Source organism: Enterococcus sp. ARL09-542, from assembly GCF_005234805.1.
Lineage (GTDB): Bacteria > Bacillota > Bacilli > Lactobacillales > Enterococcaceae > Enterococcus_D > Enterococcus_D gallinarum.
Genome location: NZ_QPQX01000003.1, coordinates 67,555 through 94,379, shown reverse-complemented (window position 1 = coordinate 94,379; position 26,825 = coordinate 67,555). Strand labels below are relative to the sequence as shown.

Here is a 26,825-nt window from a genome sequence, read left to right as displayed (position 1 = left end):
AGTATAGGTAATGTGGAGAAAAGTTTCAATGAAAGAAATCAGTAAAGAATAAGTGAACGGATAAAAAAGGAGGCGTTGCCATTGAGTAAACGCAAGAAATACGATATCATCACTCATTACTTAAAATCTAATGGCGGTTCTCAAGTCACATTGACTTTCACACAATTTGATGAACTGTTATTTCCGGCGACAGGGCTGCCAAAGAGTGCCCGCAAGAGCATTGATTGGTGGGCCAATGATTATCGACATCCGGAAAACGGTGCCTATGCGTGGTTGAATGCAAGATATGAAGTGGTTCACGTGAATTTAAAGAAGGAATATGTTGTTTTCAATCAATTGGTCAAGTCCAATTGGTTAATAGACAGTAAGCGTTGACAAATTTGAAACTTGTTCTATACTAGGAATAGGTAATGTTATATTATTTAAAATTTTAGGGAGTGTTCGATATGGCTAAAAAAACGATTATGTTAGTTTGTTCCGCAGGAATGAGCACCAGCTTATTAGTGACAAAAATGCAGAAAGCTGCTGATGCAAAAGGTCTTGATACAGATATTTTTGCTGTTTCCGCTTCAGAAGCAGATCAACATTTAGAAAGCAAAGATGTGAACGTTTTATTATTAGGCCCTCAAGTTCGTTTCATGAAAGGCGATTTTGAAAAACGTTTAGCACCAAAGGGAATCCCATTGGAAGTTATCAACATGGCTGACTATGGTATGATGAATGGTGAAAAAGTGTTGGATCAAGCATTGACATTGATTGGTGAATAAGCCCAATCCATTTTCAACGATTACTTAAGACTATTGAGTAGAACCTTACAGGTTTCGAATTTCTCTGTTTTGGCAGAAAATGAGAACGAGTAAGGTTCTTTTTTTGTGGATGGCGTACTTTAATTGTGTCGAATGTCCAAGGCTTTCGAAAAAACTAGCGAATGTACCTGCTTTTGAAGGCTTGATCAGTCATATATAACGAGAGGAGGGATACGATGGAAGAAGGCGGTCGTCAAATTTTAGTATCCGAAAGGGAACGCAACAACTCCGACCAACTCAAAGGTGACATTCGTCCAGCCGTCTTAATCAAAGAGGGACAAATTGAATGTCAGCGTTGTGGCAGCTGCTTCAATAAAGAGGAGGTACAACTGCCAACAGGGATTCACTATTGCCCTGCCTGCATCCATTACGGACGGGCAGATACGTCTAAAGTTTTTGTGACAGTTTCGGAACAAAGCAGCGTCAGTTTTCCGAAAATTCATTGGCCTGGTCCACTAACGGTTTTTCAAAAAAGAATCTCACAAGCGTTGGTAAGAAATTATCAACAAAAAAAAGCAACGTTGGTTTGGTCGGTAACCGGCTCTGGCAAAACGGAAATGATTTTTGAAGTGATACAAGCGGCAAGGCTGCAAGGACATCGGGTAGCTGTCGTCTCTCCGCGAATCGATGTGTGCCGCGAACTGTTCCCTCGGATCCAACAGGCATTTCCCAAAGAATCTTGTTTACTGCTTTACGGAGATTCAGAGGAAGACTATCGGTATACAGACTTGCTTGTGGCGACCATTCATCAACTGCTGCATTTTTATCGGGCATTTGATCTGATAATCGTTGACGAAGTAGATGCTTTTCCTTATGAAGGGGACCAGCAACTAAGGTTCGGGTTAATGAATGCACTGAAAGCGACCGGCTGTCTGATTTATCTAAGTGCCACACCTTCAGATGCGTTACTAAAAGAAACAACAAATTTTGCAGTGGAAAAAATGCCGCTGCGTTTTCATCAGCGACCGCTGATCGTTCCTCAACTGATTTGGTATGAAGGTTGGCGTAACGTGTATCAAACAAAAAGAAGACTACGGCGCTTATTGTTTCATCTGCAACGCCTATCTCAAACAAATTTTGTCTTAGTTTTTTGCCCAAGTATTGTTTTTATGGAACGGCTAGAAAAAGCTGTTCGATCATTCTTAAAAGAGGAGACGATAACCAGTGTTTCAGCAAAAGACCCTGCTCGAATAGAAAAAGTAGTCAAGGCGCGCAATTCAAAGTATCAGATTCTTTTCACAACTACCATCTTGGAACGAGGTGTTACCTTTGAAAATGTTTCTGTAGTGGTGATGGGAGCAGATCATCCTGTTTTTTCTAAATCAGCACTGGTCCAGATTGCTGGACGAGTTGATCGAAAAGGTCCATTCAATCATGGAGAAGTTCTCTTTTTCTATGATCAAGCAACATCAGCGATTCGTAAGGCGATCTTGGAAATCCAAGCGATGAATCGATTAGCAAAGGAGTGGCTGGCAAGTGAAGTGTAGCTGGTGCCAACAGGAGTTTGCACGAGAACTGTGGCTGCGGGAGATTTTATGGCCATTAGGAATTCCTGCTTCAGAGAAGTGTCCAGACTGTAGGAGTAAATTGCAGTTTGTTGATTTGACTAGCTGCTGCAAGACATGTTGTAATGAAAGCCAAAATTGTCGGGATTGTCGCTATTGGGGGCAACGTTATCCAAAGTTTCAGCTACAGCATCGTGCTCTGATGACATACAATCAAGGAATGCAGGAGTGGCTCCATCAATACAAATTAATGGGCGATTTTCGTCTGCGAGCTACCTTTCTCCCAGAGATCAAGCAAGCTTTCAAAGGATTGCTCTATGATCTGGTCATCCCGATCCCCCTTTCTCATGAACGCTATCAGCAGCGTGGCTTTAATCAAGTGACAGCAGTATTACAAGCTGCCGGGATTGATTACCGATCCTTACTAAAGAAAAAGATCCATTTACCTCCTCAAGCAGCAATGACTAGAAACGAACGATTAGCAGCTCCGCAACCATTTATTATCGAAAAGGGTCAAGAAATCAAAGACAAACGTGTGTTGCTGGTGGATGATGTGTATACGACTGGACAAACAATTTATCATGCTGCAGAAGTACTTTTGACTTGCCAGCCGAAAACGATCACGTCCTTTTCTTTTGCCAGATAAGGAATTGTAAACGCTTAAAAAAATCTTAGCGATTCGCTTTCCAAATGCAAGATACTTCGATATAATAGAGTTAAGAAGAAGAAGAGAGTGGTCCTTTTCCTTCTTAGTGTGGTAGACGAAAGGGGTAATTTTTATGTTTAGATATAATGTACGTGGCGAAAATATCGAGGTAACTGAAGCGATCCGCGATTACGTTGAGAAAAAAGTAGGTAAACTAGAGCGTTATTTTAATGATGTGCCTGAAGCAACAGCGCATGTTAATTTGAAAGTATATACCGAAAAAACAGCAAAAGTTGAAGTAACCATTCCGTTACCATTCCTAGTCTTGCGTGCGGAAGAAACTTCTCCTGATCTATATGCAAGTATTGATTTGGTTGTTGATAAATTAGAACGCCAAATCCGTAAATTCAAAACGAAAATCAACCGTAAATCTCGGGAAACAGCTTTAGTGGCTCCAGACAATGGCGACTTATTCACAACGGATACAAACGAAGAAGAAACCAATGGAGCAGAACTAGACATTGTACGTACAAAACGTCTTTCTCTAAAACCGATGGATAGTGAAGAAGCCGTTTTGCAAATGAATATGCTAGGACATAACTTCTTCATTTTTGAAGATGCCGAAACAAACGGCACAAGCATTGTTTATCGCCGTAAAGACGGCAAGTATGGATTGATCGAAACCGATTGATCAAAGAATGACTTGTCGGAAATCCCCAAAAAAGTCTTTTTTGACAGAGCAGAGTGATCTGCTCTGTTTTTTTGAATAAAAAAGCTGTGATAAAAGGGGCAGTTAAACAAAATGATTCGCTGAGTGAAATAAAATTGCCCTATCAATCCTGCAGGTGTAAATCCGATCTGCGGGATCATAGGGGCAATTTCATGGCCTTTCGGCTGCTGTGTTTGCTAAAGTCTTTTTGACATAGTTCTTTGCTGAGAAATCAATAAATCGTTGGTACTAAACCACCGTCGAGTCTCAAGGCGGCTCCAGAGAAAGAGGATGCGTAAGGACTAGCAACGAAAGCTACAAAGCGTCCAATCTCTTCTGGACGAATGAGCCGTTGAATTTGAGACAGTGGGCGATGCTTTTTCATGAAATCTTCTTCCCACATGGACTCCGGCAAATCACTTTCTTGATACATCGTTTTCAGCATCGTTTCTACGCCTTCGGTCAGTGTTGAACCAGGCATGATCGTATTTACAGTGACCTGTGTCCCAGCGGTGAGTTTTGACAAACTTTTAGCCAAAGAGAGGTTCATCGTTTTTGTCATGCTGTACTGCGGCATTTCTCCAGAAGGCATAACGGCTTCCTCGCTGGCAATAAAAATCACACGGCCGAAGTTTTGTTGGAGCATATGAGGCAAATAAAATTTTGCTAAAGCATTTCCCGACAAAACATTCACATGGAAAAAATGTTCCCAAACTTCATCGGTAATTTCCATGTAATCCATTGGTTCGAAGATCCCCATATTATTGACAAGAAAATCTACTTTAGGGAAGTGGTCAAAAAGCTGTTGGCGAGCTGCTGCATCGGCTAGATCATATGGAGCCACTTGAGGATTCGTCTTAGGAAATTTTTCTTTTAATTCAGCAACGAAAGCTCTGACACTGTCCTTTTGCCGTCCATTGACGATGACATCCGCGCCTTCTTTTGCCAGCTCGAAAGCAATTGCTTTTCCAATACCTTTCGTAGAGCCAGTGACCAGTGCTGTTTTCTTTGTTAATCCTAATTCCATTTCCTTCACTCCATTTCCTTAGTTAAAGTTAAATTGATCCGGATCGGGACCTACCCGGTGATCTTCATTCAAACGATTAAGTTCACGCATATCTTCTTCCGACAAAGAAAAATCAAAGAGTTGCTGATTTTGTTCCATTCTGTCGGGATTAACTGTCTTAACTACCAGTAAAATATCTTGCTGGATATGCCAGCGTAAGGCGATTTGTGCAGGGGATACGTGATGGCGTTGAGCCATCTTTACGAGGATTGGATGTTGGAGAATCTGACCTTGCATCAATGGAGACCAAGCTTGGATCTTGATTCCTTGTTGCTGACAATAATCACGCAGTTCTTTTTGAGCTAATTTTGGATGTAGTTCCACTTGATTTAACACAGGTTTGACTTTTGCTGTAGCGAGCAATTTCTTCAAATGATGGCTCTGAAAATTGCTGACGCCGATGGCTTTGATCTTTCCAGCTTGATGGAGGTCTTCAAGTGCCCGCCAAGATTCTTGATACGCATTTTTGCCAGGCCAGTGGAGCAAATAAAGGTCTAAATAATCCAATTGCAAAAGCGCGAGGGACTTTTCAAAAGCCACGATCGTTTCATCGTAGGTCAAATAATTGTTCCAAACTTTAGAAGTGACAAAGAGTTCTTCTCGTGTAAGTCCCGTTGCTGCTAGTCCTTCTTTGATCCCTTGGCCTGTTCCGCTTTCATTATCATATATTTGCGCGGCATCAATCAAACGATAACCTTTTAAAATGCCGTTTTTTACAACAGTAGCTACTTCTTCATCAGGAATTTGAAAGACGCCCAAACCAAAGCCAGGAATGCTGACTTGTTCGTTCAATGTAATTGTGTCGGTTAATGAATGAATCATATAAATTTCCTCCTTGATTTTTGGTAAATATACCTTATACTAAAAAAGTTCAGATGAATAGTACCTACTTTTTTGTGCTATAGTGTCAAAAAAGTAACTTTTTTGAATTTAAAGGAAGTGTTTAAAGTATGACTCCAAAAAAATACAACATTGGTGTGGAAGCTACTATGGATGTGATCGGTGGAAAATGGAAACCGATTATTCTGTGTAATCTGCGAGATGGCGCCTTGCGTCCGAGTGATTTGAAGCGACGGATACCTGATATCAGTCAAAAAATGCTGACGCAGCAACTAAGAGAGCTGGAGACAGACGGCATCGTTTTGCGAACCTCTTATCACCAAGTTCCACCAAAGGTTGTCTATTCTCTCAGCGACTATGGTCTGACATTAAGCAGCGTATTGGATGCTCTCTGTCATTGGGGAGAAATGCATGTTTCAACATTGAAAGAACAAGGCGTTGAAGTAGCGTTAGCTAGTCAAGAGGCGTAGGGAAGATCAAAAACAAAAACTAGCAATCGTCGAGTCGAGAGTCACTCAGCGATTGCTAGTTTTGCTTAAAAAAAGTGAGGTAGGAAGAGGGTTATTTCACTGAACCGGAAGTAATTCCTTGTACATAATATTTTTGCATATAGATAAAGAGTAGAGTGATTGGAATAGCGATCAGCACACAGCCAGCTGTAAAGGACATAAACAACGAATTGGCTGTTGTTTTTGTCATCATAGAATAAAGTCCGATCGCAACGGTATAGTTTTTGACGTCATCACCCATGATGATTCGAGCAAAGATGAAATCCATCCAAGGACCCATGAAGGCCATCAAAGAGGTATAGACGATAATTGGTTTTGATAACGGCAATGTGATCTTGGTAAAAATATGCCATTTATTGGCACCATCGATCATGGCAGACTCATCTAGCGCCATTGGAATCGTATCAAAGAACCCTTTGGCAACGTAGAATCCCAGTGCCGCTCCAGCCGAATAAACCAAGATCAGCGCTAATAAGCTTTGTGTTAGGTTGAGGGCTTTTAGAATATAATAAACGGCGATCATGCTCATAAAGCCTGGGAACATATTCAATACCAAGGCAACTTTCAAGAAAGGTTTACGAAGTCTAAAGCGCAACCGAGAGAGAGAGTAGGCCATTGCGATTGTAATAAATGTGGACAAAAGACAGCTGCAGACAGCAACAAACAATGTATTCAAGAACCAGCGGACAAAAGGGTAGCTGCCGCTATCATTGGCTAATAGTTGTCGGTAATTTTCAAAAGTGAATTCTTTGGGAATGATATAAGGAACGAAGGCCCCACCTTCTCCTCTAAAACTTGTCAAAATGATCCAAACGATCGGGAATAACCAAAGAACAGAAAGAATGATCAAAATCGTATAAATCAGAAAACGGGTTTTTGACTGCCCTTGTTGGTAGCCGGATTTCTTTTTCTTTACAGACATTGTTACCCCTCCTTATAAGAATTTGTTCGCGTGTACGCAAACAGGCTAAAGACAGCAGATAAGATAAAGATCAAGATACCGATTACGGAAGCTAAATTGTAATCCATCGTGTTGACTGTCAAGTTGTACAGCCACGTTACTAACAGATCGGTCGAGCCAGCACCATAGAAATTAGAGTTAGATGGGCCGCCGCCAGTCAATAAGAAAATAACATTAAAGTTGTTGATGTTGCCGATAAACTGTTGAATCAATGCGGGCATCATTACAAACAATATCTGAGGAAATGTGATGGAGCGGAAAATTTGGAATTTATTGGCGCCATCGATTTCGGCTGCTTCTAGTTGTTCCTGATCAAGATTTTGTAAGATTCCTGTTGTTACAAGCATGGTTGCTGGAATCCCGATCCACATGTTCACAAAGATAATGCTGACTTTCGCAAAGAAAGGATCGGTCAGAAACGGGATCGAAGAAGAGATCCATCCCCAATTCAGTAAGAGTGAGTTAATCGGACCAGAACCGTTTAGTAAGTTACGCATGATCAAAAGTGACACGAATTGAGGAACTGCCATCGTCAAAACAAAAATGGTGCGCCACAATTTTTTGTAACGGATCCCTTTCGCGTTGATCAACAAGGCTAAGATCACGCCGAAGAAGAAACAAGTGATCGTTGCGAGTACAGCCCATGTCAATGTCCAAGCTAGTACTGGGAAAAAGGTGGACGCCATATCACCAGTGATGACATTAGAGAAATTCTTCAATCCTACCCAAGTAAACAGATTTTTTGGGGGTAAATTTTTGTGATCATAATTGGTGAAGGCAATCGAAATCATATATAAGAGCGGTAAGATAGTAAAAAATAAGACACCAATCAATGGGATTGTCATCAATGTTGCATGAAAGCGTTCGTTCACCAGACTATGTAAATCGTCGCGTGTCGTAGGGATTTTAAGTCCTTGTTGTTTTAATTCGTACAAATGACGGGCGCTTTTCAAATTAATGATATAGAGAATAATCAAGAGTGCACAAACGAGCAGGGAAGCAATACCGAAAAGCAATAAGAGCATTGAATTGTCACCTTTTTGCAAGATTTCAATACCAAGTGCTTCGTTATAGACCAACCCTTGTTTTTGTGTTCCTAATGTTTGCAGCATCAGAAGAGCGTGGAAACCATTTCTTATGAACCAAGCGATAAAACCAACTTGTGATACGATGAAAATAATTCCTTTCAGCCATTGTTTATTGGCGAAATTAGCGCTTCCCATCAAAATAAAAGATAGTTTTGTCGCTAGATCGCCTTTTTTGAATAATTCTCTAAAAGTGATATGCGACGCATGTTTTTTCCTGAACATATCCTCTCACCTTGCTTTCGTAATTAACTAGAAAAGGGAAAGCAGGCTTTCCCTTTGTCATGTATAGTGATGTGTTGTTGATTATTCGGTTACTTTTGAAATATCGGAAACAAACTTATCGAGTTTATCTGGGAACTGATCTGGTTTGATTTGACCTTTATAGGTATCGTTGATTAACGCATCCATTGGTGGCCAGAAAGAAACCATCTCAGGCAATTTAGGCATTACGACAGAGTGTTCTGCATCAGACATTTCCATCACAGCTTTTGCTACTGCATCAGCTTTTACTGCATCAGATTCTTGTGCATCTTTATTTGAAGGGACAACGCCGTTTTCAGTAAATTCGATTTCTTGTGTTTCTTGGTTGCTTAAATATTCTGCTAAAGCCATAGCTGCTAATGGCGCTTCGGTTTGTTGGTTGACAGCATAAAGTTTTACACCTAAGAAAGCTTTCATTTGTTTCGCACCACTGCCGAAGTCGATCGTTGGATAGGCGGCAACACCCATGTTGTCTCCAAGCGCTTTTTCTACGTCATTTTTTGACCAAGGACCTGAAAGGAAGGCATCTGATTTACCAGATTGCAAATCAGACAACGCGGATTCACTGGCTTGAAGGACACCGCTATTATTTTTTTGATCGGCGATCCATTGTAAGACTTCAACACCAGCTTCGTTGTTGAAATTGGTTCCATTAATATCTTCACCGTCTTCTCCATAAAGAACATTTCCGTTGCTCATAAATAGAGGGCCAAAAATGTAGTTTGCACCGTCTTCTGCAAAGTTGGTACCGATTTTTCCAGCGGAAGTCAATCCTTCCCAAGTTTTTACATCATCTGCTGTCAATGTAGAAGTATTGTAATAAAGCACTTGAGATTCAACACCGTAAGGATAGCCGTAAATTTTGTCTTTCCAAGTCACGGCATCAACTGCTGCTTCCACGTTCGTATCTTTGATTGTTGCTGCTTGCTTATCACCGATTGGATAAATCAGACCAGCTTCAGCCATTTGTCCTACTTGGTCATGAGGCATCATGAATACATCGGCTGCTTGTTCAGGGTCCTTTGAGACGTCTGCTTTGGCATCGGCAGAAGAGCCAACTGCAACTGTTACTTTTACATCAGGATACTCTTTTTCAAATTTGTCGACTTGCCCTTGTAAGGCATCAATATGTTCGGTATCTACCCATAATTTAATATCACCTTCGACTTTTGCACTAGACTCCGCTGCACTGCCATTGCTTGAAGCAGCATCGTCGTTGCTGTTGCCACAAGCGCCTAGTACGATTGCAGACAAGCTTAAAATACTTCCCCCAATAAGTAATCGTTTTACATCTACCTTCATTCTTGTTCCTCCTAAAAATTAATTGTTTGCGTTTACAGACCTAATTATGCAATCGATTGCAATAATAGTCAAGCAGAAAATGAACAACTTTTTTGGTTTTCTATTGCTTATAAGAAAAATTAAGAATCAGTCCAACACAAAACCTTTCTACAATTGGAATGATAAAGTCGAAATTTTCAGGAAATAACTTAGTTATTCTATTCACATTTGAAAAGCGAATGAAAATGTGGCAGATCATTTTTCCGTCCGTTGTAAAGCAAACGATTGCTTTCTGTTTCAGAGATTGTTTTAAGGAGCAAGAGAAGTAGAGTTTCTTTTGGACACAAGAAGCAATGGGCGTAAAAGAAATCTATTTAAAACAATTGAAAAAAGAAAAAAAGAGTTAAAAAAATCATGGAGAAACATGAACTGCGCCGAAAAATATTTCCTTTATGATGAACTAGTGATAAAATAGTTAGGAGAGTTTCCAGTTAGGAAAAGTAGAAATAAAAGGAGAATTATATAGGCATGGCCAATTTTTTTAGAAAATTAATCGAGAATGATAAAAAAGAATTAAAACGTCTTGACCATATTGCTTCACAAGTTGAATCTCATGCGGACGAAATGGCCGCTTTATCTGACGAACAATTGCGCGAAAAAACAGATGAATTTCGCGGTCGTTTTCAACAAGGTGAAACGTTAGACCAATTATTGCCAGAAGCCTTTGCTGTGGTTCGCGAAGCGGCAAAACGCGTCTTAGGGCTGTATCCTTACCATGTCCAATTAATGGGGGGGATCGTGCTTCATGACGGAAATATCCCTGAAATGCGTACCGGTGAAGGAAAAACCTTGACTGCGACATTGCCGGTTTATTTGAATGCGTTAAGTGGTGCCGGTGTACACGTTGTAACGGTCAATGAATACTTGGCAACCCGTGACTCTACAGAAATGGGTGAGTTATATAATTTCTTAGGATTGACTGTTGGGTTAAACATCAATTCGAAGACAGCAGAAGAAAAACGGGCTGCATATGCCTGTGATATCACCTACAGTACGAATAATGAACTAGGCTTTGACTATTTACGCGACAATATGGTGGTTTACCGCCATCAAATGGTTCAACGGCCATTGAATTATGCCATCGTCGATGAAGTTGACTCAATCTTGATCGATGAAGCCAGAACACCATTGATTATTTCTGGACAAGCAGAAAAATCGACTGCACTATACAATCGGGTCGATAATTTTGTGAAACGATTAAAAGAAGAAGAAGATTACAAAATCGACATCCAATCAAAAACAATTGGATTGACTGAAAAAGGGATCGAGAAAGCCGAAGAAACATTTGGCTTGGAAAACTTGTATGATATCGAAAATACAGCGTTGACCCATCATATGGACCAAGCGTTGCGGGCGAATTATATCATGATCCGCGATATCGACTATGTCGTACAAGAAGGCAAAGTCTTGATCGTCGACCAGTTTACTGGACGGATCATGGATGGACGTCGTTATTCTGACGGATTGCACCAAGCGATCGAAGCAAAAGAAAATGTTGAGATCGAAGATGAAACCAAAACGATGGCTACAATCACTTTCCAGAACTATTTCCGGATGTACAAAAAACTTTCTGGTATGACTGGTACCGCAAAAACAGAAGAAGAAGAGTTTCGTGAAATCTACAATATGCAAGTCATTCAGATTCCGACCAATCGACCAATCGTTCGTGATGACCGTGCAGATTTACTTTATCCAACGCTGGAAAGTAAGTTCCACGCAGTGGTGCAAGATATCAAAGAACGGCATCGTAAAGGGCAACCAGTTCTTGTTGGTACAGTAGCTGTAGAAACTTCCGAGCTGCTTTCAAGCATGTTGGATAGAGAGAAAGTCCCTCATGAAGTACTGAATGCCAAAAATCACTTTAAAGAAGCTGAAATCATTCTGAACGCAGGACAAAAAGGTGCTGTAACGATCGCAACGAACATGGCTGGTCGGGGAACAGATATCAAATTAGGCTTAGGTGTTGCTGAATTAGGCGGATTAGCGGTCATCGGTACGGAACGTCATGAATCTCGCCGGATTGATAACCAATTACGAGGACGTTCTGGGCGTCAAGGAGACCCAGGGGTTTCTCAATTCTATCTTTCTTTGGAAGATGATTTGATGAAACGGTTTGGTTCTGAGCGGATCAAAGTGTTCTTGGATCGGATGAAGATTGATGAAGAAGATGCCGTGATTCAAAGTAAGATGTTGTCTAAACAAGTAGAATCTGCGCAAAAACGAGTAGAAGGTAACAACTACGATACCCGGAAAAACGTTTTGCAATACGATGATGTTATGCGTGAGCAACGGGAAGTCATCTATGGTCAACGTCAAGAAGTCATCATGGAAGAGCAGGATCTTTCACAAACATTGATGAATATGGTCAAACGATCGATTGAACGAGTTGTCGATAGCCATACCCAATTAGAAGAAAGCAATTGGAATTATGAAGGGATCGTCGACTTTGCCGGAAATGCTTTAGTGCATGAAGATTCCATCTCTGTTGATGATATCAAAGGCAAAAAACCACAAGAAATCAAAGACTATCTCTATCAACGGGCAGAAGAAGTTTTCGAGCAGAAAAAAGCCCAATTAAACAGTCAAGAACAATTGTTAGAATTTGAAAAAGTAGTTATTCTGCGAGTGGTGGATACGAAATGGACGGACCATATCGATGCGATGGACCAATTAAGACAGTCAGTCGGTCTGCGGGCATATGGGCAGAACAATCCATTGGTTGAATACCAAACTGAAGGATACAACATGTTTGAAGATATGGTGGGAGCGATCGAATATGAAGTGACACGCTTGTTTATGAAAGCCGAGATTCGCCAAAATGTACAACGAGAACAAGTCGCTCAAGGAGAAGCTCAAGAAACTGAAACAGTCCCAGAAGAAGATCCTAGTTTCAAAAATGTTGGCCGTAATGATCCGTGTCCTTGCGGCAGTGGCAAAAAATTCAAAAACTGTCACGGCAAAAAATAGAAGAATTGATACGTTAGGAAAAAGGCTGGCAGCTTTTCTTGTCCAGCCTTTTCCGTTCATTTACAATACGCGTGAAGAAAGAAGGAAATCAAATGGAAATCGCAGATATCCGGAATCAATTGAATCAAATGAATGAAAAAATAAATAGTTTTAGGGGGTCTCTTTGACTTAGATCAGTTAGAAGAGGCAATCGCTGAAGCAGAACACCAGATGGCGGACCCTACGTTTTGGGATGATTCTGAGCAAGCACAGAAGGTGATCAACGAGAACAATGCCAATAAAGAAACCTATGATCAGTTCAATCAATTGGCAGAAGAATTTGAAGAGTTGGAAGTTCTTTTGGAAATGATCCAAGAAGAACCAGATGCAGAAATGGAAGCAGAACTAGCAGAACGTATCCAAGCTTTGAATGAAAAAATGGGAACTTATGAACTGTCTATGCTGTTAGATGAACCATATGATCGAAACAATGCAATCATCGAACTGCATCCAGGTGCTGGCGGCACCGAGTCCCAAGATTGGGGCAGTATGTTGTTGCGGATGTATACTCGTTTTTGCGAGCAACATGGATATCAAGTCGAAACATTGGACTATCAGGCAGGAGACGAAGCCGGAATTAAGAGTGTCACTTTGTTGATCAAAGGCCATAATGCTTATGGGTATTTGAAATCAGAAAAAGGCGTCCATCGCTTAGTTCGGATTTCACCATTTGATTCAGCCAAAAGACGGCATACCTCTTTTTGTTCGGTAGATGTCATGCCAGAGCTAGATGGTGCGATTGATATCGAAATTAATAGTGATGACTTGAAAATCGATACTTATCGAGCGAGCGGTGCGGGCGGTCAGCACATCAATAAGACGGAGTCTGCTGTACGAATCACGCACATTCCAACTGGTACCGTAGTGGCTAGTCAAGCACAACGTTCGCAGTTGAAAAACCGGGAACAAGCAATGGGAATGTTGAAAGCAAAACTTTATCAACTAGAAGTAGAAAAGAAAGAACAGGAAGCTGCAGCGCTTCGCGGAGAACAGATGGAGATCGGTTGGGGTTCACAAATTCGTTCCTATGTCTTTCATCCGTATTCCATGGTCAAAGATCACCGGACTAACTTTGAAACAGGAAATGTACAAGCAGTAATGGATGGTGATTTAGACGGCTTTATCGATGCCTACCTCAAGTTGAAATTAAATCAAAAATAACTATACTGGGCTATTAAACAGATTGAAATATAATTGTAATCTGTTGAAAGCATTGTGAAATATATTCATGCTATAATAAGCCAGTATGAAAAAAAGTGAGATGGAGAGATAGCTGCATGATTGAAATGAAAGAAGTAATGAAAAAGTACTCTAATGGTACGACTGCTATCCGTAATCTTTCGATTTCAATTGATCAAGGTGAGTTTGTTTATGTCGTCGGACCTTCCGGTGCAGGGAAATCGACCTTTATCAAATTGATGTATCGTGAAGAAAAAGCAACGAAGGGTGTTCTTAATGTAGCAGGGTATGACCTGTTGACGATCAAGAATCGCGAAGTGCCATTGATGCGCCGCGAAATCGGTGTTGTTTTCCAAGATTATAAATTGCTTCCGCGAAAAACGGTTTATGAGAATGTCGCTTATGCGATGCAAGTTATTGGCCGCAAGCCTCGGGAGGTCAAAAAACGGGTAATGGAAGTATTGGACCTTGTAGGATTGAAACACAAAGTACGAGTCTTCCCAAGTGAGCTTTCAGGCGGAGAACAACAACGGGTTTCTATTGCACGAGCAATCGTGAATACCCCGAAAGTATTGATTGCAGATGAACCAACAGGAAATTTAGATCCTGAGAATTCTTGGGAGATCATGAAGTTGTTGGATCGGATCAATGCACAAGGAACAACAGTAGTGATGGCGACACACAATAGCACGATCGTCAATACGATTCGTCACCGTGTAATCGCAATTGAAAATGGTCGGATCATTCGCGACCAAGCGGAAGGAGAATATGGTTACGATGATTAGAACGTTTTTCCGTCATCTCCTTGAGAGTATTAAAAGTTTAAAACGAAACGGCTGGATGACGATCGCGTCACTCAGTGCAGTCACGATCACGTTGACGTTAGTCGGTATCTTTTTGGGTGTTATTTTAAATGCAACGAAGTTAGCCGAAGACATCCGTAAGAATGTGGATGTTTCTGTCTTTGTGGATATCGGAACAGAACAAAAAGACATGGATACTTTGGAACAATCGCTTAAAGAATTACCGAATGTTTCAGACGTTCGTTTTTCGAGTCGTGATGATGAATTGAAAAAAATTCAGGATGCGATGGGGGATTCTTGGAACTTATTCGAAGGGGACAGCAATCCGCTTTATAACGTATACGTTGTTAGTGCCACAGATCCTGAATACACGAAAAAAATTGCAAAACAAGCTGGAGAATTGCCAAATGTTTTCAAAGCAGACTATGGTGGCGATTCTTCTGACAAGATCTTTGCTCTATCAGCTGCGGTTCGTACTTGGGGACTTGGGGCTGCTATCCTATTGATCTTTGTGGCAATGTTCTTGATTTCAAATACGATTCGGATCACGATCTTGTCTCGTCAAAGAGAGATTCAAATTATGCGTCTGGTAGGTGCTAAAAATGGTTACATTCGCTGGCCTTTCTTCTTAGAAGGCGGCTGGATCGGATTGCTGGGATCAATTGTCCCTATCGCTATTATGTATTTTGGTTATCACCAAGTTTACTTGTTAGTCAATCCAGCACTGCTACGTTCCAATTATAGTTTGATTGCACCAAATCAGTTTCTACTGCAAGTTTGTGGTGTCATGGCTCTGATCGGAATCGTGATTGGTTCATTAGGATCGATCATCTCAATGCGCCGTTTCTTAAAAGCGTAGAACGTGTTATTGAAACAGATCTGCTGACTAGCAGGTCTGTTTTTCATTTGCCGACACCTTTACTTTAGACTGCAAGTTCGCTATTCTTTTAGGAGAGGTGAGGGTTGGTATGTTAGTTATGGATAACCTGTTCACGATCATTTTCTTCGTGAACATTTTGTTGTCGATTGTGATTATTTTTAGAGAAAGACGGCAAACGGCTCAGACATGGGCGTGGTTGCTTGTTTTATTGTTTATACCAGTCGTGGGATTTGTACTCTATTTTTTCTTTGGTCGCGGAATCTCCAAAGAAAAAATTTTCGATTTGAGGACACAAGCCAAAATTGGTTTGAACGTGGAGCTGGAAGAGCAAAAGCAAGCGCTGCAGCGGAATCTTTATCCCCATCCACCCACTGCGCAAGTAGAAGTCAAGCAGCTCGTTTATTTATTGACGATCTATGGTCAGTCGTTATATACCACTACAAATGAAATGACTCTTTATAAAGATGGCCGAAAAAAATTTGATGCATTACTCAAAGATATTGAAGGCGCCACAGATCATATCCATATGCAATATTATATTTATCGCAGTGATACATTGGGGGGAGAAATACGAGATGCTTTGATCCGTGCAGCCAAACGAGGAGTGAAAGTCCGTGTGCTTTTGGATGCTTGGGGCAGCACCCAGGTTTCACTGAAATTCTTCGATGAATTACGGGTTCATGGCGGTCAAGTTGCGTTCTTTTTCCCGTTGTTCGTTCCTTATCTCAATCCTCGGATCAATTATCGCAATCATCGGAAAATTGTCGTGATCGACGGCAAGATTGGTTATACCGGTGGTTTCAATGTTGGAAATGAATATTTAGGTGAGGTAGAAAAATTTGGTTATTGGCGGGATAATCATCTGCGAATTTTAGGACCAGCTGTTTACTCACTACAAAACCGGTTTTTGATGGACTGGAATTCACAACATGCTATCGAAATCAAATATGAAGCAGCGTTGTTTCCAATGATCGAAACAAACGGAACGATTGCTGCACAGGTAGTGACTAGCGGTCCTGATTCAGAACACGAAGAGATAAAGATAACTTATTTGAAGATGATTAATTTAGCCAAAAAAGAAATTTTGATTCAAACTCCCTATTATATTCCTGATGAATCGATCCACAATGCCTTGAAACTGGCACTTTTGTCCGGTGTTTCTGTTCATTTGCAGATCCCTAATAAACCAGATCATCCACTTGTCTATTGGGCAACTTACTCTTTTGCTGCTGAGTTATTAGCCTATGGTGCAGTGGTAGAGACTTATGAGAAAGGTTTTATGCACGCCAAAACGATGATTGTTGACAGTGGGGTCGTTTCGATTGGTTCTGCGAATATTGATGTTCGTTCGTTTCGACTTGACTTTGAGGTCAATACAGTTGTCTATGATGCAAAAGTTGCTGAGGAAGCGCGCCAAGCATTTTTTGCTGACTCCAAGGATTCAGAGGAATTGACTTTGGAAAAATACCGGAATCGCCGATTGTTGATCAAGGTCAAAGAGGGATTAGCACGACTTGTTTCGCCGCTTCTATAGAAACTATTTAGTAAACGTAGGTGAAAGTTGGGTAACAAAAAAACAGCAGTAATGCTGAAGCACCTCTTCTAACGTTTGTTTTTTGGATCAACGTTAGAAGGTGATTCATGCAACTGCTGTTTTTTATTATTTCATGATACTTGTGTAGGCTGCCAGAAAAACTGACCCGACTGTCAAAATAAGCATTGTCCAAATAACTACTTGAGTGATTTTGGCGAAGGTGCTTTTTGGTTTTTTTTCGTTCATCGTGATCCACCTTTTAGATTGATTTCTAGTCACAGTTTACCTCCAATTACCAAAGAACTCAAGCTGCTATTCTTATAAATTAAGAAATCTTGAATATTTTGCAAGAGCACAAAAAGTTTTTTCAAAGATTCTCTTGTTGAAGGGTGGTTGTTCTGTTTTAATTAGTAAAGATATAGAGAAAAAATAAGTAGAAAATAAGCAGGATGCTTGAGTAAGGAAAGTAAAAGATTGCAGACTGTCTTATTGGACCGCGGATTTTTAAACGAACTGAAACATAGATGTAAAGAAAATAAAGTATAGTTACACTAGCTGTTAGAAAGGATTTGTTTGTATGTCTGGATTTGGGCCTGCTGTTTTATTTTGGTATATCTTTCCATTAGTCGTTTTTTTTGCTTGCAGATTTTTAGTTTCTGCGTTGTCTTTGAAAGAACGGTTTGGACTGAAGGCACCCGACTTAGCTGTGCCTTTTTTGGTGATTGGGATTCATCAGTTATCAAAGAATACTTTTGAGCAATCGATCACTCCCTATTATTTGATCTCTATCTTATTACTGGGGATTCTCTTAGCTGTCTTTCAAGCGTATTATTACGAAGAAATCCAGTATGGCAGATACATCAAAATGTACTGGCGGAGTATCTTTTTGTTTACATTGATTTTCCATGTTGTTTTGATCATTTTAAATATCGTCACGTATTTGTAATTTGTGACAGGGAGAACCCTTATCCCATCGAGATTTTTCTGCTTAAAGTTTTTTTAAAAACTTTTTAAGAGAAAGAAACTCCTGTTTTTTCGTTTGGTAAAAATTAGTCAAAGAACTTCACTTTTAAATTTCACGTTAAATGTGGTAGAAAGTGGGGGATTGTGGTAGACTGTGATTATCAGGTGGAGATCGGGGGTTATTTATCGATGTTTATGGGTGAATTTCAACATTCGATAGATGCAAAAGGCCGACTAATCGTTCCTTCAAAACTGCGAGAAAAACTCGGAGAAAAATTTGTTGTGACACGTGGATTAGATGGCTGTTTATTTGGCTACCCCTTATCTGAATGGGAAAAACTAGAAGAAAAACTGAACGAAATGCCTTTGGCGAAGAAAGATGCTCGGACATTCGTACGTTTCTTTTATTCCGCTGCCACGGAGTGCGAGATCGACAAACAAGGTCGTATCAATATTCCGGCAACCTTGCGTGAACACGCGTCACTTATGAAAAGCTGCGTGATCATCGGCGTTTCCAACCGGATTGAGATCTGGGATGAAGCGCGTTGGCAAGCATTTACCACTGAAGCAGAAGAAAATTTTGATGAAATTGCTGAAACAATGATTGATTTTGGCTTATAGGAAGAGGAAAGCGCATGGCAGAATTTCAACACTACACCGTAATGTTGAAGGAGACAGTGGACGGTTTAGCTATTCGTCCGGATGGAATCTATGTCGATTGTACATTAGGTGGAGCGGGTCATAGTGAATATTTATTGTCCCAATTATCAGAAGAGGGACACCTCTACGCATTTGACCAAGATCAAAAAGCGATCGATCATGCCAAAGAACGCTTAGCGTCTTATGTGGCTAAAGGAATGGTCACGTTTATAAAAAGCAATTTCCGCTATTTAAAGGAAGCTTTGCAGCAACAGGGTGTCGACCAAGTAAGTGGTGTGTTGTATGATTTAGGCGTTTCTTCGCCGCAATTAGATGAAGCAGAACGTGGGTTCAGTTATCATCAGGATGCACCATTAGATATGCGGATGGATCAGTCGGCTGCTTTGACTGCTTATGAGGTAGTGAATCAATTTGATTATCAACAACTTGTAAAAATCTTTTTCCGTTATGGAGAAGAAAAATTTTCAAAACAAATTGCTCGTGAAATTGAACGTACACGAGCAAATAAACCAATCGAAACGACTGGAGAATTAGTCGAGATTATCAAAACAGCGATTCCCGCTCCGGCGCGGCGCAAAGGCGGACACCCGGCCAAACGGATCTTCCAAGCCATTCGGATTGCTGTGAATGATGAATTAGGTGTCATTGAAGAATCTTTGGAACAGGCCATCGATTTATTGGAAAAAAATGGACGAATCAGTGTTATCACTTTCCATTCTTTAGAAGATCGAATCGTCAAGTCTACGTTCAAAGCTTACAGCACCCCAAAAGATGTGCCACCAGGGTTGCCGATCATCCCCGAAGAATTTCAACCAGTACTAAAATTAATTACTCGAAAACCACTTCTTCCCTCTGAAGAAGAAGTATCTGAAAACAATCGTTCCCGTAGTGCTAAACTGCGGATCGCGGAAAAAATGAAGGAAAGCGAAGGTTAGCAATTATGGCAGAACTAAAAGTTCATGATTATGAATTTGAAGAAACGTCTGAACAAGAGTTTTATGCTCACTCTGAACCGACAATTGAACAGCTGCCAAGCGAACCTGAGCGTCCTGAGGTTATCCGTGTACCAGCATCTCCTGCTCGCCGGTTAAAAAGTATCTCTAATTTAGAAAAACTGATTGCAGCATTTGTGATCATTGCCGTTTTGACATTAGCGATCCTGACGATCAATATTCGGACTACGATCAGTCAAGTCGAACATGATATTTCACTGATCCAATCAGACATCAATGAAAAAAATAGTCAAGCAGAACAATTAGAGCAAGAAAGAAACGAACTTTCTAAAACTGAGCGTATCAAAAAGGTTGCTGAGGATAATGGATTGTCGATCGATGATGACAATTTAAGGAAAGTGGATTAAATGAAGCTAACAGATAAATTCAAGCAATACTTGAAAAAGAAAAACCAAACTACAACGAACAATCGCAAAAAAGTAGGTATTATTCTCTTTGCTACGAGTATTGGATTGTTCTTTTTGTTTGTCACGCGTTTGAGCTACATTGTTATCGTAGGTAATGTGGCAGGTACTTCATTGGCTGAGAAAACCAAGAGCCTTTATCAAGGAAGCGAAGTTGTCAAAGCAAAACGCGGGACAATCTATGATCGCAACGGGATCGCAATCGCAGAAGATGCAACTTCTTATTCTGTTTATGCTATTTTGTCAAAATCCTACGTTAGTGGGAAAAAGAATTTATATGCTGAAGAGAAGAACTTTGATAAATTAGCCAAAATTCTGAATGAGCAACTAGGTATTGATCAGAATGAGGCTGTGCAAACTTTGGAAAAAGGTCTAAAAGAAGAACGTTGGCAAGTGGAATTCGGTAGCCAAGGAAGTAAAATGACGCTGGAGAAAAAGACAGCGATCGAAGAAGCAATGAAAAAAGAAGGAATCGCTGGCCTTTATTTTACAGATCATCCTTCTAGAATGTATCCTAATGGAATTTTCTCTTCTCACTTTATCGGCTATGCTCTAGCAGAAAATGAGGAGAACGACTCTTCTGGCTTAGTAGGAAAAACTGGTTTAGAAGCTGCTTATGATGATGTATTATCCGGAACAGACGGGAAAATCGTCTATCAAAAGGATAACAATCAAAACCCGCTACCGGGAACGGTGGCAGAATCAGTGGCAGCGGTAGATGGCAAAGATATCTATACAACGATTGATAGCCGGATTCAAAGCTATTTAGAAACGCTCATGGATAAAGTGTTCAAAGAATACAAGCCAGAAGATCTGACTGCCACATTAATGAATGCAAAAACAGGAGAAATCGAGGCGATGGCACAAAGGCCAACCTATGATCCTGATGATTTAAGTACCATCAAAACCTGGCAGAATTTATTGGTCGAAGACAACTATGAACCAGGATCGACCATGAAAGTCTTAACCACAGCTGCTGCTATCGATCAAGGGATATTCGATGAAAATGAAACTTTTACACCAAGTCCGGACGGATTGAAACTGTATGATGCGACAATCAATGACTGGGACTTTGGTCAAAAAGGAACATTGACGATGCGTCAAGCTCTTTCTTGGTCAAGTAATATTGGGATGGTTACTTTGGAACAACGAATGACAGACCGTTGGCAACAATACTTGCAACAGTTTGGATTTGGTCGCAGTACGTACTCGGGTCTGCCAAATGAGAATACTGGGATCATGCCGGAAAATAATCCGGTCAGTCAAGCAATGACTTCATTTGGTCAAGCAATCGGTGTGACGAATTTTCAAATGATGCAGGCTTTTACCGCAGTCGCAAATAACGGCACGATGGTCAAGCCGCAATACATCAGCAAAATCGTGGACAATGAAACAGGTGAAGAGACTGTAACACAGCCAGAAGTTGTTGGACACCCTATCACGGAACAAGCAGCGACGAAAGTTCGAGAATATATGCGTGATGTGGTAGAAAGTGAAAACTACGGAAGTGCGTATGGTGTCTATAGTGTACCTGGTTACAATATTTCAGCAAAAACTGGGACTGCCCAAGTAGCTGATCCAAAAACTGGGAAATACTTATCTGGGGATTCCAATTACTTGTACTCAATCGTAGAAATGGTTCCTTCAGAAGACCCTGAATACATTCTTTATCTAACAATTAAATTACCAGAACACCACGACAGCGAAGCATTGGCAAAAATCGCCAATCCGTTGATGAAACGCGTGATGGATTTAAAGAAAGCAACATTAGAAGAAACAGCAACAGAAAATAGTCAGAAAGTAACCGTCAATGATTATCGTAAATTAGATACAACTACCGCGGCAACTGATGTACAAAAAATTGGTCTAGCACCTGTAGTATTAGGGGATGGAAAAACAGTTATCGATCAGTCTGTGGACAGTGGATCGAAAGTACTGCCAGGAGAAAGACTTCTTTTGCTAACGGATAGTGACAAAATTTATATGCCTGACACCACCACATGGTCAAAAGCTGATTTAGTCAAATTGGGCAACATGTTGGATGTTGATGTCAAATTTGAGGGCGACGGGTATTGTGTTTCCCAAAGTCTTGCATCTTATGAGGAAATCACGGATCAAACAATTACCTTCAAATTGAGCGAAAAAGAATAGGGAGAGAACACTATGGAATGGACAGAGATGATATTGCCACTTGCCAGTAGTTTTGCAATCGTTACTGCTGCAATGCCGCTGTTTATCGGCTATTTTCAAATGAAAAAATACGGACAAGAGATTCGAGGAGAAGGGCCAAAATGGCACAATGTCAAAGCTGGCACTCCTACAATGGGCGGCTTCGTATTTTTGATTGCGGCATTGATCACAGCAGTTTGGGTTGGCGCATGGCAAAAGCAGTTGACCGCATCGCTGTTCATTTTGTTATTTATTATCTTGGTTTATGGTGCGCTTGGATTCTTGGACGATTTCATCAAAATTTTCAAGAAACGCAACATGGGTTTAAACTCTTTACAAAAATTGATCGGACAAATCATCGGTGGGATTGTCTTTTATCTGGTCTTTTTATCAGAAGGCAATGCGAATGTTTTGAATCTCTTTGGATTTGAGCTGCCGCTATCGATCTTTTACGGCGCATTTGTGATTTTTTGGTTAGTTGGCTTTTCAAACGCCGTCAACTTAACAGATGGGATTGACGGCTTGGTTGCTGGACTCGGTACGATCTCATTTGCAACTTATGGCCTCATTGCTTGGCGTCAAGATCAAATCGATATCCTGATCGTCTGCTTAGCGGTCATTGGAGGATTGATCGGCTTCTTCCCTTACAATCGTAAACCAGCTAAAATTTTCATGGGTGATGTGGGCTCCCTTGCATTGGGCGGTCTTTTAGCAGCAGTTTCAATACTGCTTCACCAAGAATGGACATTATTACTTGTCGGACTTGTCTATGTGATTGAGACAGCAAGTGTCATGCTGCAAGTCGCTTCTTTCAAATTGACTGGTAAACGAATTTTTAAAATGTCGCCTATTCATCACCATTTTGAAATGAGTGGCTGGTCGGAATGGAAGATCGATACAATTTTTTGGCTGATTGCTTTAGGATGTTCGATCATCACATTAGTGATTGTATGGTAGGAGAGAGGGATCATATGAAAAATATAAATGAATATCAAAATAAAAAAGTTCTTGTGCTAGGATTAGCAAAAAGTGGGTTCAGTGCGGCTAAATTGTTACATGATTTGGGCGCGCTTGTTACTGTTAATGACGGAAAACCCTTTGCCGAAAATCCAGAAGCACAGGATCTTTTGGCGTTAGGCGTTAAAGTAATCACCGGCAGTCACCCAATTGAACTACTGGATGAGGGTTTTTCACTTGTGGTCAAAAATCCTGGGATTCCTTATGATCAGCCTATTGTCCAAAAAGCGATCGAGAAAAATATCCCAATCATTACGGAAGTAGAGTTAGCTTACAAAATTTCGGAAGCACCGATCATTGGGATCACTGGAACGAATGGAAAGACCACGACCACTACGATGATCGCTAATGTTTTAAATACGGGATTTAGTGAAGGCCGGGCATTGTTGTCTGGAAATATTGGCTTTCCAGCAAGTAACGTCGCCCAAACCGCTAGCGCTAAAGATCGCTTGATCATGGAACTTTCCAGCTTCCAATTGATGGGGATCGAAACATTACATCCCAAGATTGCAGTCATCACGAATATTTATGAAGCTCATCTAGATTATCATGGCAATCGATCCGAATACGTGCGGGCTAAATGGCGGCTGCAGCAAAATATGACAGCAGAAGATTTTCTAGTCATCAATTGGAACCAGCCAGAATTAGTCGAACTTTCTCAACAAACAAAAGCAAAAGTGATTCCATTCTCGACACAACAAAAAGTGGCCGGTGCGTATCTTTTTGAAGAGCAGTTATATTTCAAAGATGAGGCAATCATGCCTGTTTCTGAACTGGGCGTTCCCGGCAGTCACAATGTTGAAAATGCATTAGCTGCAATCGCAGTGGCAAAATTAGAAGGGATAGCAAATGAGGCTATCGTTCAAGCATTGCATACATTTAGCGGTGTACCTCACCGTACTCAGTATGTTGATACGATTGAAGGGGTTCGCTTTTTCAATGATTCGAAAGCCACAAATAGCTTGGCGACAGAGATGGCTTTAGGTGGTTTCCAAAAGGATCAGTTGATTTTGTTGGCTGGAGGATTGGATCGCGGCAACTCCTTTGATGAGCTGATTCCATCACTGCAAGATCTCAAAGCGATTGTTTTGTTCGGACAAACAAAAGAGAAACTTGCTGAAGCCGCACGTAAAGCAGGAATCAAAACGATTAAATTGACAGAAGATGTAACTACAGCTGTTCCTTTGGCTTATCAATTAAGCCAACCGGGAGATATCGTTTTATTATCACCGGCCAATGCAAGCTGGGACCAATACCCGAACTTTGAAGTACGGGGGGATAAATTTATGGCGGCAGTAGCAGAACTTAACAGAAATGAGCGAAGTGAATGAAAATACTAGTAACTGGCGGTGGAACCGGCGGGCATATTTATCCGGCATTGTCTTTTGTCGATTATGTTCGTTCCATTGATCCAACAGCTGAATTTTTATATATTGGGGCTACCCGTGGATTAGAGAACAAAATCGTTCCACCAACCGGGATTCCTTTTAAGACGTTAGAAATACAAGGCTTTAAACGAAAACTTTCATTGGACAATGTCAAAACAGTCCAACTTTTCCTGAAAAGTTATCGTGAAGCAAAGAAAATACTCAGAGAATTTCAACCGGATGTAGTGATCGGGACAGGGGGCTATGTCTCTGGTGCTGTGGTCTACGCGGCATCAGTACTTAAGATCCCAACGATCATCCATGAACAAAATAGTGTTCCTGGAATCACTAATAAATTTTTGACCAGATATGTGGACAAGATTGCTATTGCTTTTCAGGATGCAGCGCACTATTTTCCGGATAAGAAGACGGTCTTGGTGGGGAATCCCCGCGGGCAAGAAGTAAAAAACAGTCAGAAGTCTGCGATCCTTGCTTCCTATGACCTTGACCCTAAGAAAAAAACTGTTTTAGTCTTTGGCGGCAGTCAAGGAGCACTGAAAATCAATCAAGCGATTATCGAAGCAATTCCGCTTTTTGCAAAGAAAGATTATCAACTGTTATATGCTTCTGGTGACCGTTATTACCAAGAAATCGAAGAGAAGATCGGTATGTCGAAAGATGCCTTTCCAAATATCAGCATTCGCCCCTACATCGATCAAATGGCAGAAGTCATGGCGAATAGTGACTTGTTGATCGGACGAGCTGGCGCTACATCGATCGCTGAATTTACTGCATTGGGATTACCAGCGATTTTGATTCCTAGTCCTTATGTGACGAATGATCATCAAACAAAAAATGCGCAAAGCTTAGTCAATGCTGGGGCAGTCAAGATGATTGCGGACAATGAGTTGAACAGTCAAAATCTAATTGAGTGTGTCGATGCGATCATGAGTGATGAAAACGTACGGATGGAAATGGCAAAGGCGTCGAAAGAGCAAGGAATCGGTGATGCATCTGAGCGACTATTTCGACTTGTGCAAGAGGTAATCAAATAGTACAATGTGTTGGATAGAAAGGAGAGATTGTCATCAGTAAAGATAAGAAATCTCATGATAATCAAACCACCCCCACGACAGAAGAATTGCCCCCTTGGCAGAAAGAAAATCTGCGTTATCAAAAAGAAAAAGGCGATCAACCTGTATGGTCACCCTCTGTCATTTCCGGGATTCACTCAGATGAAGAACAATCAGAAGACCAAACAGAAGAAAAGCACGAAGAAGGCGCAGAGACTGAAGATTCAGAACAAGCTCCCCGCTCTTTTGCTGATCGATTGCCCAATTTAAAAAAATACCGTAATCGAGTATTGTTGCGCCGATTGCTGTTGATTATTGGTGTTTTGCTGATCCCGTTGTTATTTATTCTGTATTACGTCTCCCCGTTGAGTAAGTTAGCGGATGTTAAAGTCGTGGGCAATGATCAAGTGTCCGCCCAATCAATTATTGAACATTCGGAATTAACGACTGGAGAAGAAATATGGCCGCAGTATTTTGACAGCGAACAAACGGAACAAGCCATCAAAAAAGCGTTGCCTCGTGTCAAAAATGTTCAAGTGACAATCACTTCTTTAAACCAGTTCAAGATTCGGGTATCGGAGTACCAAGAGGTGGCATTGCTAGCAAGCGATAATCATTATTCACCTATTCTTGAAAGTGGTGTCGTGGTCAATGAACCGAGTGACCATCCTCTGGAAGGACTACCTATTTTAGAGAGCTTTTCAGATCAGTCAAAAATCAAAGAAGTACTGACTGCTTATCAGAAGCTCAGTCAAGAGATTCGTGAAGGAATTTCTCAAATCAAGTACACGCCTCGGGACAGTAATGACGAGTTGTTAACGATCTATATGAATGATGGTAACCAAGTGATTGTGAACATTTCAAATATGGCTAGTCAAATGCAGTATTATCCGCAAATCGCAAAAGATTTGAAAGAAGACAGTATCATCGATATGGAAGTGGGCATCTTTACCTATCCGATTTCCAATACAAAAGACAGTGACTCGGCAACAGAACAATCGACCGAAGGGGATTCTTAGGAAAAA

General features: G+C 40.8%; 26 protein-coding genes. 20 read left to right on the top strand and 6 right to left on the bottom strand.

The features are described from left to right. Positions 1-81: 81 nt before the first annotated feature. From DVW06_RS04420 to hpf, 5 genes are all read left to right on the top strand, one after another. Positions 82-375 (top strand): DUF7662 domain-containing protein, encoded by a 294-nt coding sequence (locus tag DVW06_RS04420; protein WP_003127610.1) that lies wholly within the window; start codon positions 82-84, stop codon positions 373-375. Between the two features lie 71 nt (positions 376-446). Beyond that, complete coding sequence (locus DVW06_RS04415) at positions 447-767, top strand: PTS sugar transporter subunit IIB (protein WP_003127611.1); 321 nt, start codon at positions 447-449, stop codon at positions 765-767. Positions 768-982: 215 nt separating this feature from the next. Further along, on the top strand, positions 983-2,293 hold the full coding sequence (locus DVW06_RS04410) for a DEAD/DEAH box helicase family protein (RefSeq protein ID WP_005471861.1): 1,311 nt from the start codon (positions 983-985) through the stop codon (positions 2,291-2,293). After that, on the top strand, positions 2,283-2,957 hold the full coding sequence (locus DVW06_RS04405; RefSeq protein ID WP_005471862.1) for a ComF family protein: 675 nt from the start codon (positions 2,283-2,285) through the stop codon (positions 2,955-2,957). Before DVW06_RS04410 ends, DVW06_RS04405 begins: the two co-directional genes overlap by 11 nt. 133 nt (positions 2,958-3,090) lie before the next feature. Next, a complete protein-coding gene (gene hpf / locus DVW06_RS04400; protein ID WP_003127615.1) occupies positions 3,091-3,648 on the top strand; it encodes a ribosome hibernation-promoting factor, HPF/YfiA family in 558 nt (185 codons plus the stop codon). Positions 3,649-3,898: 250 nt separating this feature from the next. Here hpf and DVW06_RS04395 read toward each other — a convergent pair whose 3' ends face one another. Both DVW06_RS04395 and DVW06_RS04390 read right to left on the bottom strand, forming a co-directional pair. After that, complete coding sequence (locus tag DVW06_RS04395; protein WP_005471863.1) at positions 3,899-4,693, bottom strand: SDR family NAD(P)-dependent oxidoreductase; 795 nt, start codon at positions 4,691-4,693, stop codon at positions 3,899-3,901. 18 nt (positions 4,694-4,711) lie between these two features. Next, the gene (locus DVW06_RS04390) at positions 4,712-5,554 is read right to left on the bottom strand and encodes an aldo/keto reductase (RefSeq protein ID WP_005471864.1); all 843 of its coding nucleotides are present in this window, start codon (positions 5,552-5,554) and stop codon (positions 4,712-4,714) included. A gap of 128 nt (positions 5,555-5,682) precedes the next feature. On the opposite strand from DVW06_RS04390, the gene DVW06_RS04385 reads away from it, so the two are divergent. After that, positions 5,683-6,042 carry a winged helix-turn-helix transcriptional regulator gene (locus DVW06_RS04385; RefSeq protein WP_003127619.1) on the top strand — a complete coding sequence of 120 codons (360 nt, stop codon included), beginning with the start codon at positions 5,683-5,685 and terminating at the stop codon, positions 6,040-6,042. Between the two features lie 91 nt (positions 6,043-6,133). On the opposite strand, the gene DVW06_RS04380 is transcribed toward DVW06_RS04385, so the two are convergent. The 3 genes from DVW06_RS04380 to DVW06_RS04370 form a co-directional block, all read right to left on the bottom strand. Beyond that, positions 6,134-7,003 carry a sugar ABC transporter permease gene (locus DVW06_RS04380; RefSeq protein WP_003127620.1) on the bottom strand — a complete coding sequence of 290 codons (870 nt, stop codon included), beginning with the start codon at positions 7,001-7,003 and terminating at the stop codon, positions 6,134-6,136. A gap of 2 nt (positions 7,004-7,005) precedes the next feature. Continuing rightward, on the bottom strand, positions 7,006-8,352 hold the full coding sequence (locus tag DVW06_RS04375) for a carbohydrate ABC transporter permease (RefSeq protein ID WP_003127621.1): 1,347 nt from the start codon (positions 8,350-8,352) through the stop codon (positions 7,006-7,008). 81 nt (positions 8,353-8,433) lie between these two features. Continuing rightward, entirely contained in the window at positions 8,434-9,693 is a 1,260-nt protein-coding gene (locus DVW06_RS04370; protein ID WP_005471865.1) for an extracellular solute-binding protein, read from the bottom strand. 507 nt (positions 9,694-10,200) lie between these two features. Here DVW06_RS04370 and secA point away from each other — a divergent pair. The 5 genes from secA to cls all read left to right on the top strand — a co-directional run bounded on the left by secA (position 10,201) and on the right by cls (position 17,134). Next, positions 10,201-12,699, top strand: a complete 2,499-nt coding sequence (gene secA / locus DVW06_RS04365) for a preprotein translocase subunit SecA (RefSeq protein ID WP_003127623.1) — start codon at positions 10,201-10,203, stop codon at positions 12,697-12,699. 92 nt (positions 12,700-12,791) lie between these two features. Beyond that, a protein-coding gene (gene prfB / locus DVW06_RS04360; protein ID WP_103300934.1) for a peptide chain release factor 2 occupies positions 12,792-13,899 on the top strand; the annotation gives its coding sequence in 2 pieces (ribosomal slippage) (positions 12,792-12,863 and positions 12,865-13,899; 1,107 coding nt in all). Between the two features lie 116 nt (positions 13,900-14,015). Then, positions 14,016-14,702: a cell division ATP-binding protein FtsE gene (ftsE, locus tag DVW06_RS04355; protein WP_005471877.1), complete on the top strand. Its 687-nt coding sequence runs from the start codon at positions 14,016-14,018 to the stop codon at positions 14,700-14,702. Continuing rightward, on the top strand, positions 14,695-15,579 hold the full coding sequence (gene ftsX / locus DVW06_RS04350) for a permease-like cell division protein FtsX (RefSeq protein ID WP_003127626.1): 885 nt from the start codon (positions 14,695-14,697) through the stop codon (positions 15,577-15,579). The genes ftsE and ftsX overlap by 8 nt, the downstream gene beginning before the upstream one ends. 109 nt (positions 15,580-15,688) lie before the next feature. Next, positions 15,689-17,134, top strand: a complete 1,446-nt coding sequence (gene cls, locus DVW06_RS04345) for a cardiolipin synthase (RefSeq protein ID WP_005471879.1) — start codon at positions 15,689-15,691, stop codon at positions 17,132-17,134. A 126-nt stretch (positions 17,135-17,260) separates the two neighbouring features. Here the strand turns inward: cls and DVW06_RS04340 are convergent, their stop codons facing one another. Continuing rightward, positions 17,261-17,380: a DUF4044 domain-containing protein gene (locus DVW06_RS04340; RefSeq protein WP_005471881.1), complete on the bottom strand. Its 120-nt coding sequence runs from the start codon at positions 17,378-17,380 to the stop codon at positions 17,261-17,263. 331 nt (positions 17,381-17,711) lie between these two features. On the opposite strand from DVW06_RS04340, the gene DVW06_RS04335 reads away from it, so the two are divergent. The 9 genes from DVW06_RS04335 to DVW06_RS04295 all read left to right on the top strand — a co-directional run bounded on the left by DVW06_RS04335 (position 17,712) and on the right by DVW06_RS04295 (position 26,819). Then, the gene (locus DVW06_RS04335) at positions 17,712-18,080 is read left to right on the top strand and encodes a DUF3397 domain-containing protein (protein WP_005471882.1); all 369 of its coding nucleotides are present in this window, start codon (positions 17,712-17,714) and stop codon (positions 18,078-18,080) included. A gap of 206 nt (positions 18,081-18,286) precedes the next feature. Continuing rightward, positions 18,287-18,718, top strand: a complete 432-nt coding sequence (mraZ, locus tag DVW06_RS04330; protein WP_003127631.1) for a division/cell wall cluster transcriptional repressor MraZ — start codon at positions 18,287-18,289, stop codon at positions 18,716-18,718. A gap of 14 nt (positions 18,719-18,732) precedes the next feature. Beyond that, on the top strand, positions 18,733-19,692 hold the full coding sequence (gene rsmH, locus DVW06_RS04325) for a 16S rRNA (cytosine(1402)-N(4))-methyltransferase RsmH (RefSeq protein WP_005471884.1): 960 nt from the start codon (positions 18,733-18,735) through the stop codon (positions 19,690-19,692). A 5-nt stretch (positions 19,693-19,697) separates the two neighbouring features. Then, positions 19,698-20,117 carry a cell division protein FtsL gene (gene ftsL / locus DVW06_RS04320; protein WP_003127633.1) on the top strand — a complete coding sequence of 140 codons (420 nt, stop codon included), beginning with the start codon at positions 19,698-19,700 and terminating at the stop codon, positions 20,115-20,117. After that, positions 20,118-22,325, top strand: coding sequence for a penicillin-binding transpeptidase domain-containing protein (locus DVW06_RS04315; RefSeq protein WP_005471887.1), 2,208 nt, complete (start codon positions 20,118-20,120; stop codon positions 22,323-22,325). 12 nt (positions 22,326-22,337) lie between these two features. Further along, positions 22,338-23,300: a phospho-N-acetylmuramoyl-pentapeptide-transferase gene (gene mraY, locus DVW06_RS04310; protein ID WP_005471888.1), complete on the top strand. Its 963-nt coding sequence runs from the start codon at positions 22,338-22,340 to the stop codon at positions 23,298-23,300. A gap of 14 nt (positions 23,301-23,314) precedes the next feature. Beyond that, on the top strand, positions 23,315-24,691 hold the full coding sequence (gene murD, locus DVW06_RS04305; protein WP_005471889.1) for a UDP-N-acetylmuramoyl-L-alanine--D-glutamate ligase: 1,377 nt from the start codon (positions 23,315-23,317) through the stop codon (positions 24,689-24,691). After that, a complete protein-coding gene (murG, locus tag DVW06_RS04300) occupies positions 24,688-25,782 on the top strand; it encodes an undecaprenyldiphospho-muramoylpentapeptide beta-N-acetylglucosaminyltransferase (protein WP_003127638.1) in 1,095 nt (364 codons plus the stop codon). The genes murD and murG overlap by 4 nt, the downstream gene beginning before the upstream one ends. An 86-nt stretch (positions 25,783-25,868) precedes the next feature. After that, positions 25,869-26,819, top strand: coding sequence for a cell division protein FtsQ/DivIB (locus DVW06_RS04295; RefSeq protein ID WP_137264445.1), 951 nt, complete (start codon positions 25,869-25,871; stop codon positions 26,817-26,819). Positions 26,820-26,825 lie beyond the last annotated feature (6 nt).

What these genes read in the sequence shown, in the direction of transcription:
- secA (WP_003127623.1), top strand. Translation starts at nt 10,201, where the DNA reads ATGGCCAATTTTTTTAGAAAATTAATCGAGAATGATAAAAAAGAATTA.
- DVW06_RS04340 (WP_005471881.1), bottom strand. Translation starts at nt 17,380, where the DNA reads ATGAACGAAAAAAAACCAAAAAGCACCTTCGCCAAAATCACTCAAGTA.
- mraZ (WP_003127631.1), top strand. Translation starts at nt 18,287, where the DNA reads ATGTTTATGGGTGAATTTCAACATTCGATAGATGCAAAAGGCCGACTA.
- DVW06_RS04415 (WP_003127611.1), top strand. Translation starts at nt 447, where the DNA reads ATGGCTAAAAAAACGATTATGTTAGTTTGTTCCGCAGGAATGAGCACC.
- DVW06_RS04390 (WP_005471864.1), bottom strand. Translation starts at nt 5,554, where the DNA reads ATGATTCATTCATTAACCGACACAATTACATTGAACGAACAAGTCAGC.
- ftsE (WP_005471877.1), top strand. Translation starts at nt 14,016, where the DNA reads ATGATTGAAATGAAAGAAGTAATGAAAAAGTACTCTAATGGTACGACT.
- murD (WP_005471889.1), top strand. Translation starts at nt 23,315, where the DNA reads ATGAAAAATATAAATGAATATCAAAATAAAAAAGTTCTTGTGCTAGGA.
- DVW06_RS04375 (WP_003127621.1), bottom strand. Translation starts at nt 8,352, where the DNA reads ATGTTCAGGAAAAAACATGCGTCGCATATCACTTTTAGAGAATTATTC.
- murG (WP_003127638.1), top strand. Translation starts at nt 24,688, where the DNA reads ATGAAAATACTAGTAACTGGCGGTGGAACCGGCGGGCATATTTATCCG.
- ftsL (WP_003127633.1), top strand. Translation starts at nt 19,698, where the DNA reads ATGGCAGAACTAAAAGTTCATGATTATGAATTTGAAGAAACGTCTGAA.
- DVW06_RS04315 (WP_005471887.1), top strand. Translation starts at nt 20,118, where the DNA reads ATGAAGCTAACAGATAAATTCAAGCAATACTTGAAAAAGAAAAACCAA.
- ftsX (WP_003127626.1), top strand. Translation starts at nt 14,695, where the DNA reads ATGATTAGAACGTTTTTCCGTCATCTCCTTGAGAGTATTAAAAGTTTA.
- cls (WP_005471879.1), top strand. Translation starts at nt 15,689, where the DNA reads ATGTTAGTTATGGATAACCTGTTCACGATCATTTTCTTCGTGAACATT.
- rsmH (WP_005471884.1), top strand. Translation starts at nt 18,733, where the DNA reads ATGGCAGAATTTCAACACTACACCGTAATGTTGAAGGAGACAGTGGAC.
- mraY (WP_005471888.1), top strand. Translation starts at nt 22,338, where the DNA reads ATGGAATGGACAGAGATGATATTGCCACTTGCCAGTAGTTTTGCAATC.
- DVW06_RS04410 (WP_005471861.1), top strand. Translation starts at nt 983, where the DNA reads ATGGAAGAAGGCGGTCGTCAAATTTTAGTATCCGAAAGGGAACGCAAC.
- DVW06_RS04370 (WP_005471865.1), bottom strand. Translation starts at nt 9,693, where the DNA reads ATGAAGGTAGATGTAAAACGATTACTTATTGGGGGAAGTATTTTAAGC.
- DVW06_RS04385 (WP_003127619.1), top strand. Translation starts at nt 5,683, where the DNA reads ATGACTCCAAAAAAATACAACATTGGTGTGGAAGCTACTATGGATGTG.
- DVW06_RS04380 (WP_003127620.1), bottom strand. Translation starts at nt 7,003, where the DNA reads ATGTCTGTAAAGAAAAAGAAATCCGGCTACCAACAAGGGCAGTCAAAA.
- DVW06_RS04395 (WP_005471863.1), bottom strand. Translation starts at nt 4,693, where the DNA reads ATGGAATTAGGATTAACAAAGAAAACAGCACTGGTCACTGGCTCTACG.
- hpf (WP_003127615.1), top strand. Translation starts at nt 3,091, where the DNA reads ATGTTTAGATATAATGTACGTGGCGAAAATATCGAGGTAACTGAAGCG.
- DVW06_RS04335 (WP_005471882.1), top strand. Translation starts at nt 17,712, where the DNA reads ATGTCTGGATTTGGGCCTGCTGTTTTATTTTGGTATATCTTTCCATTA.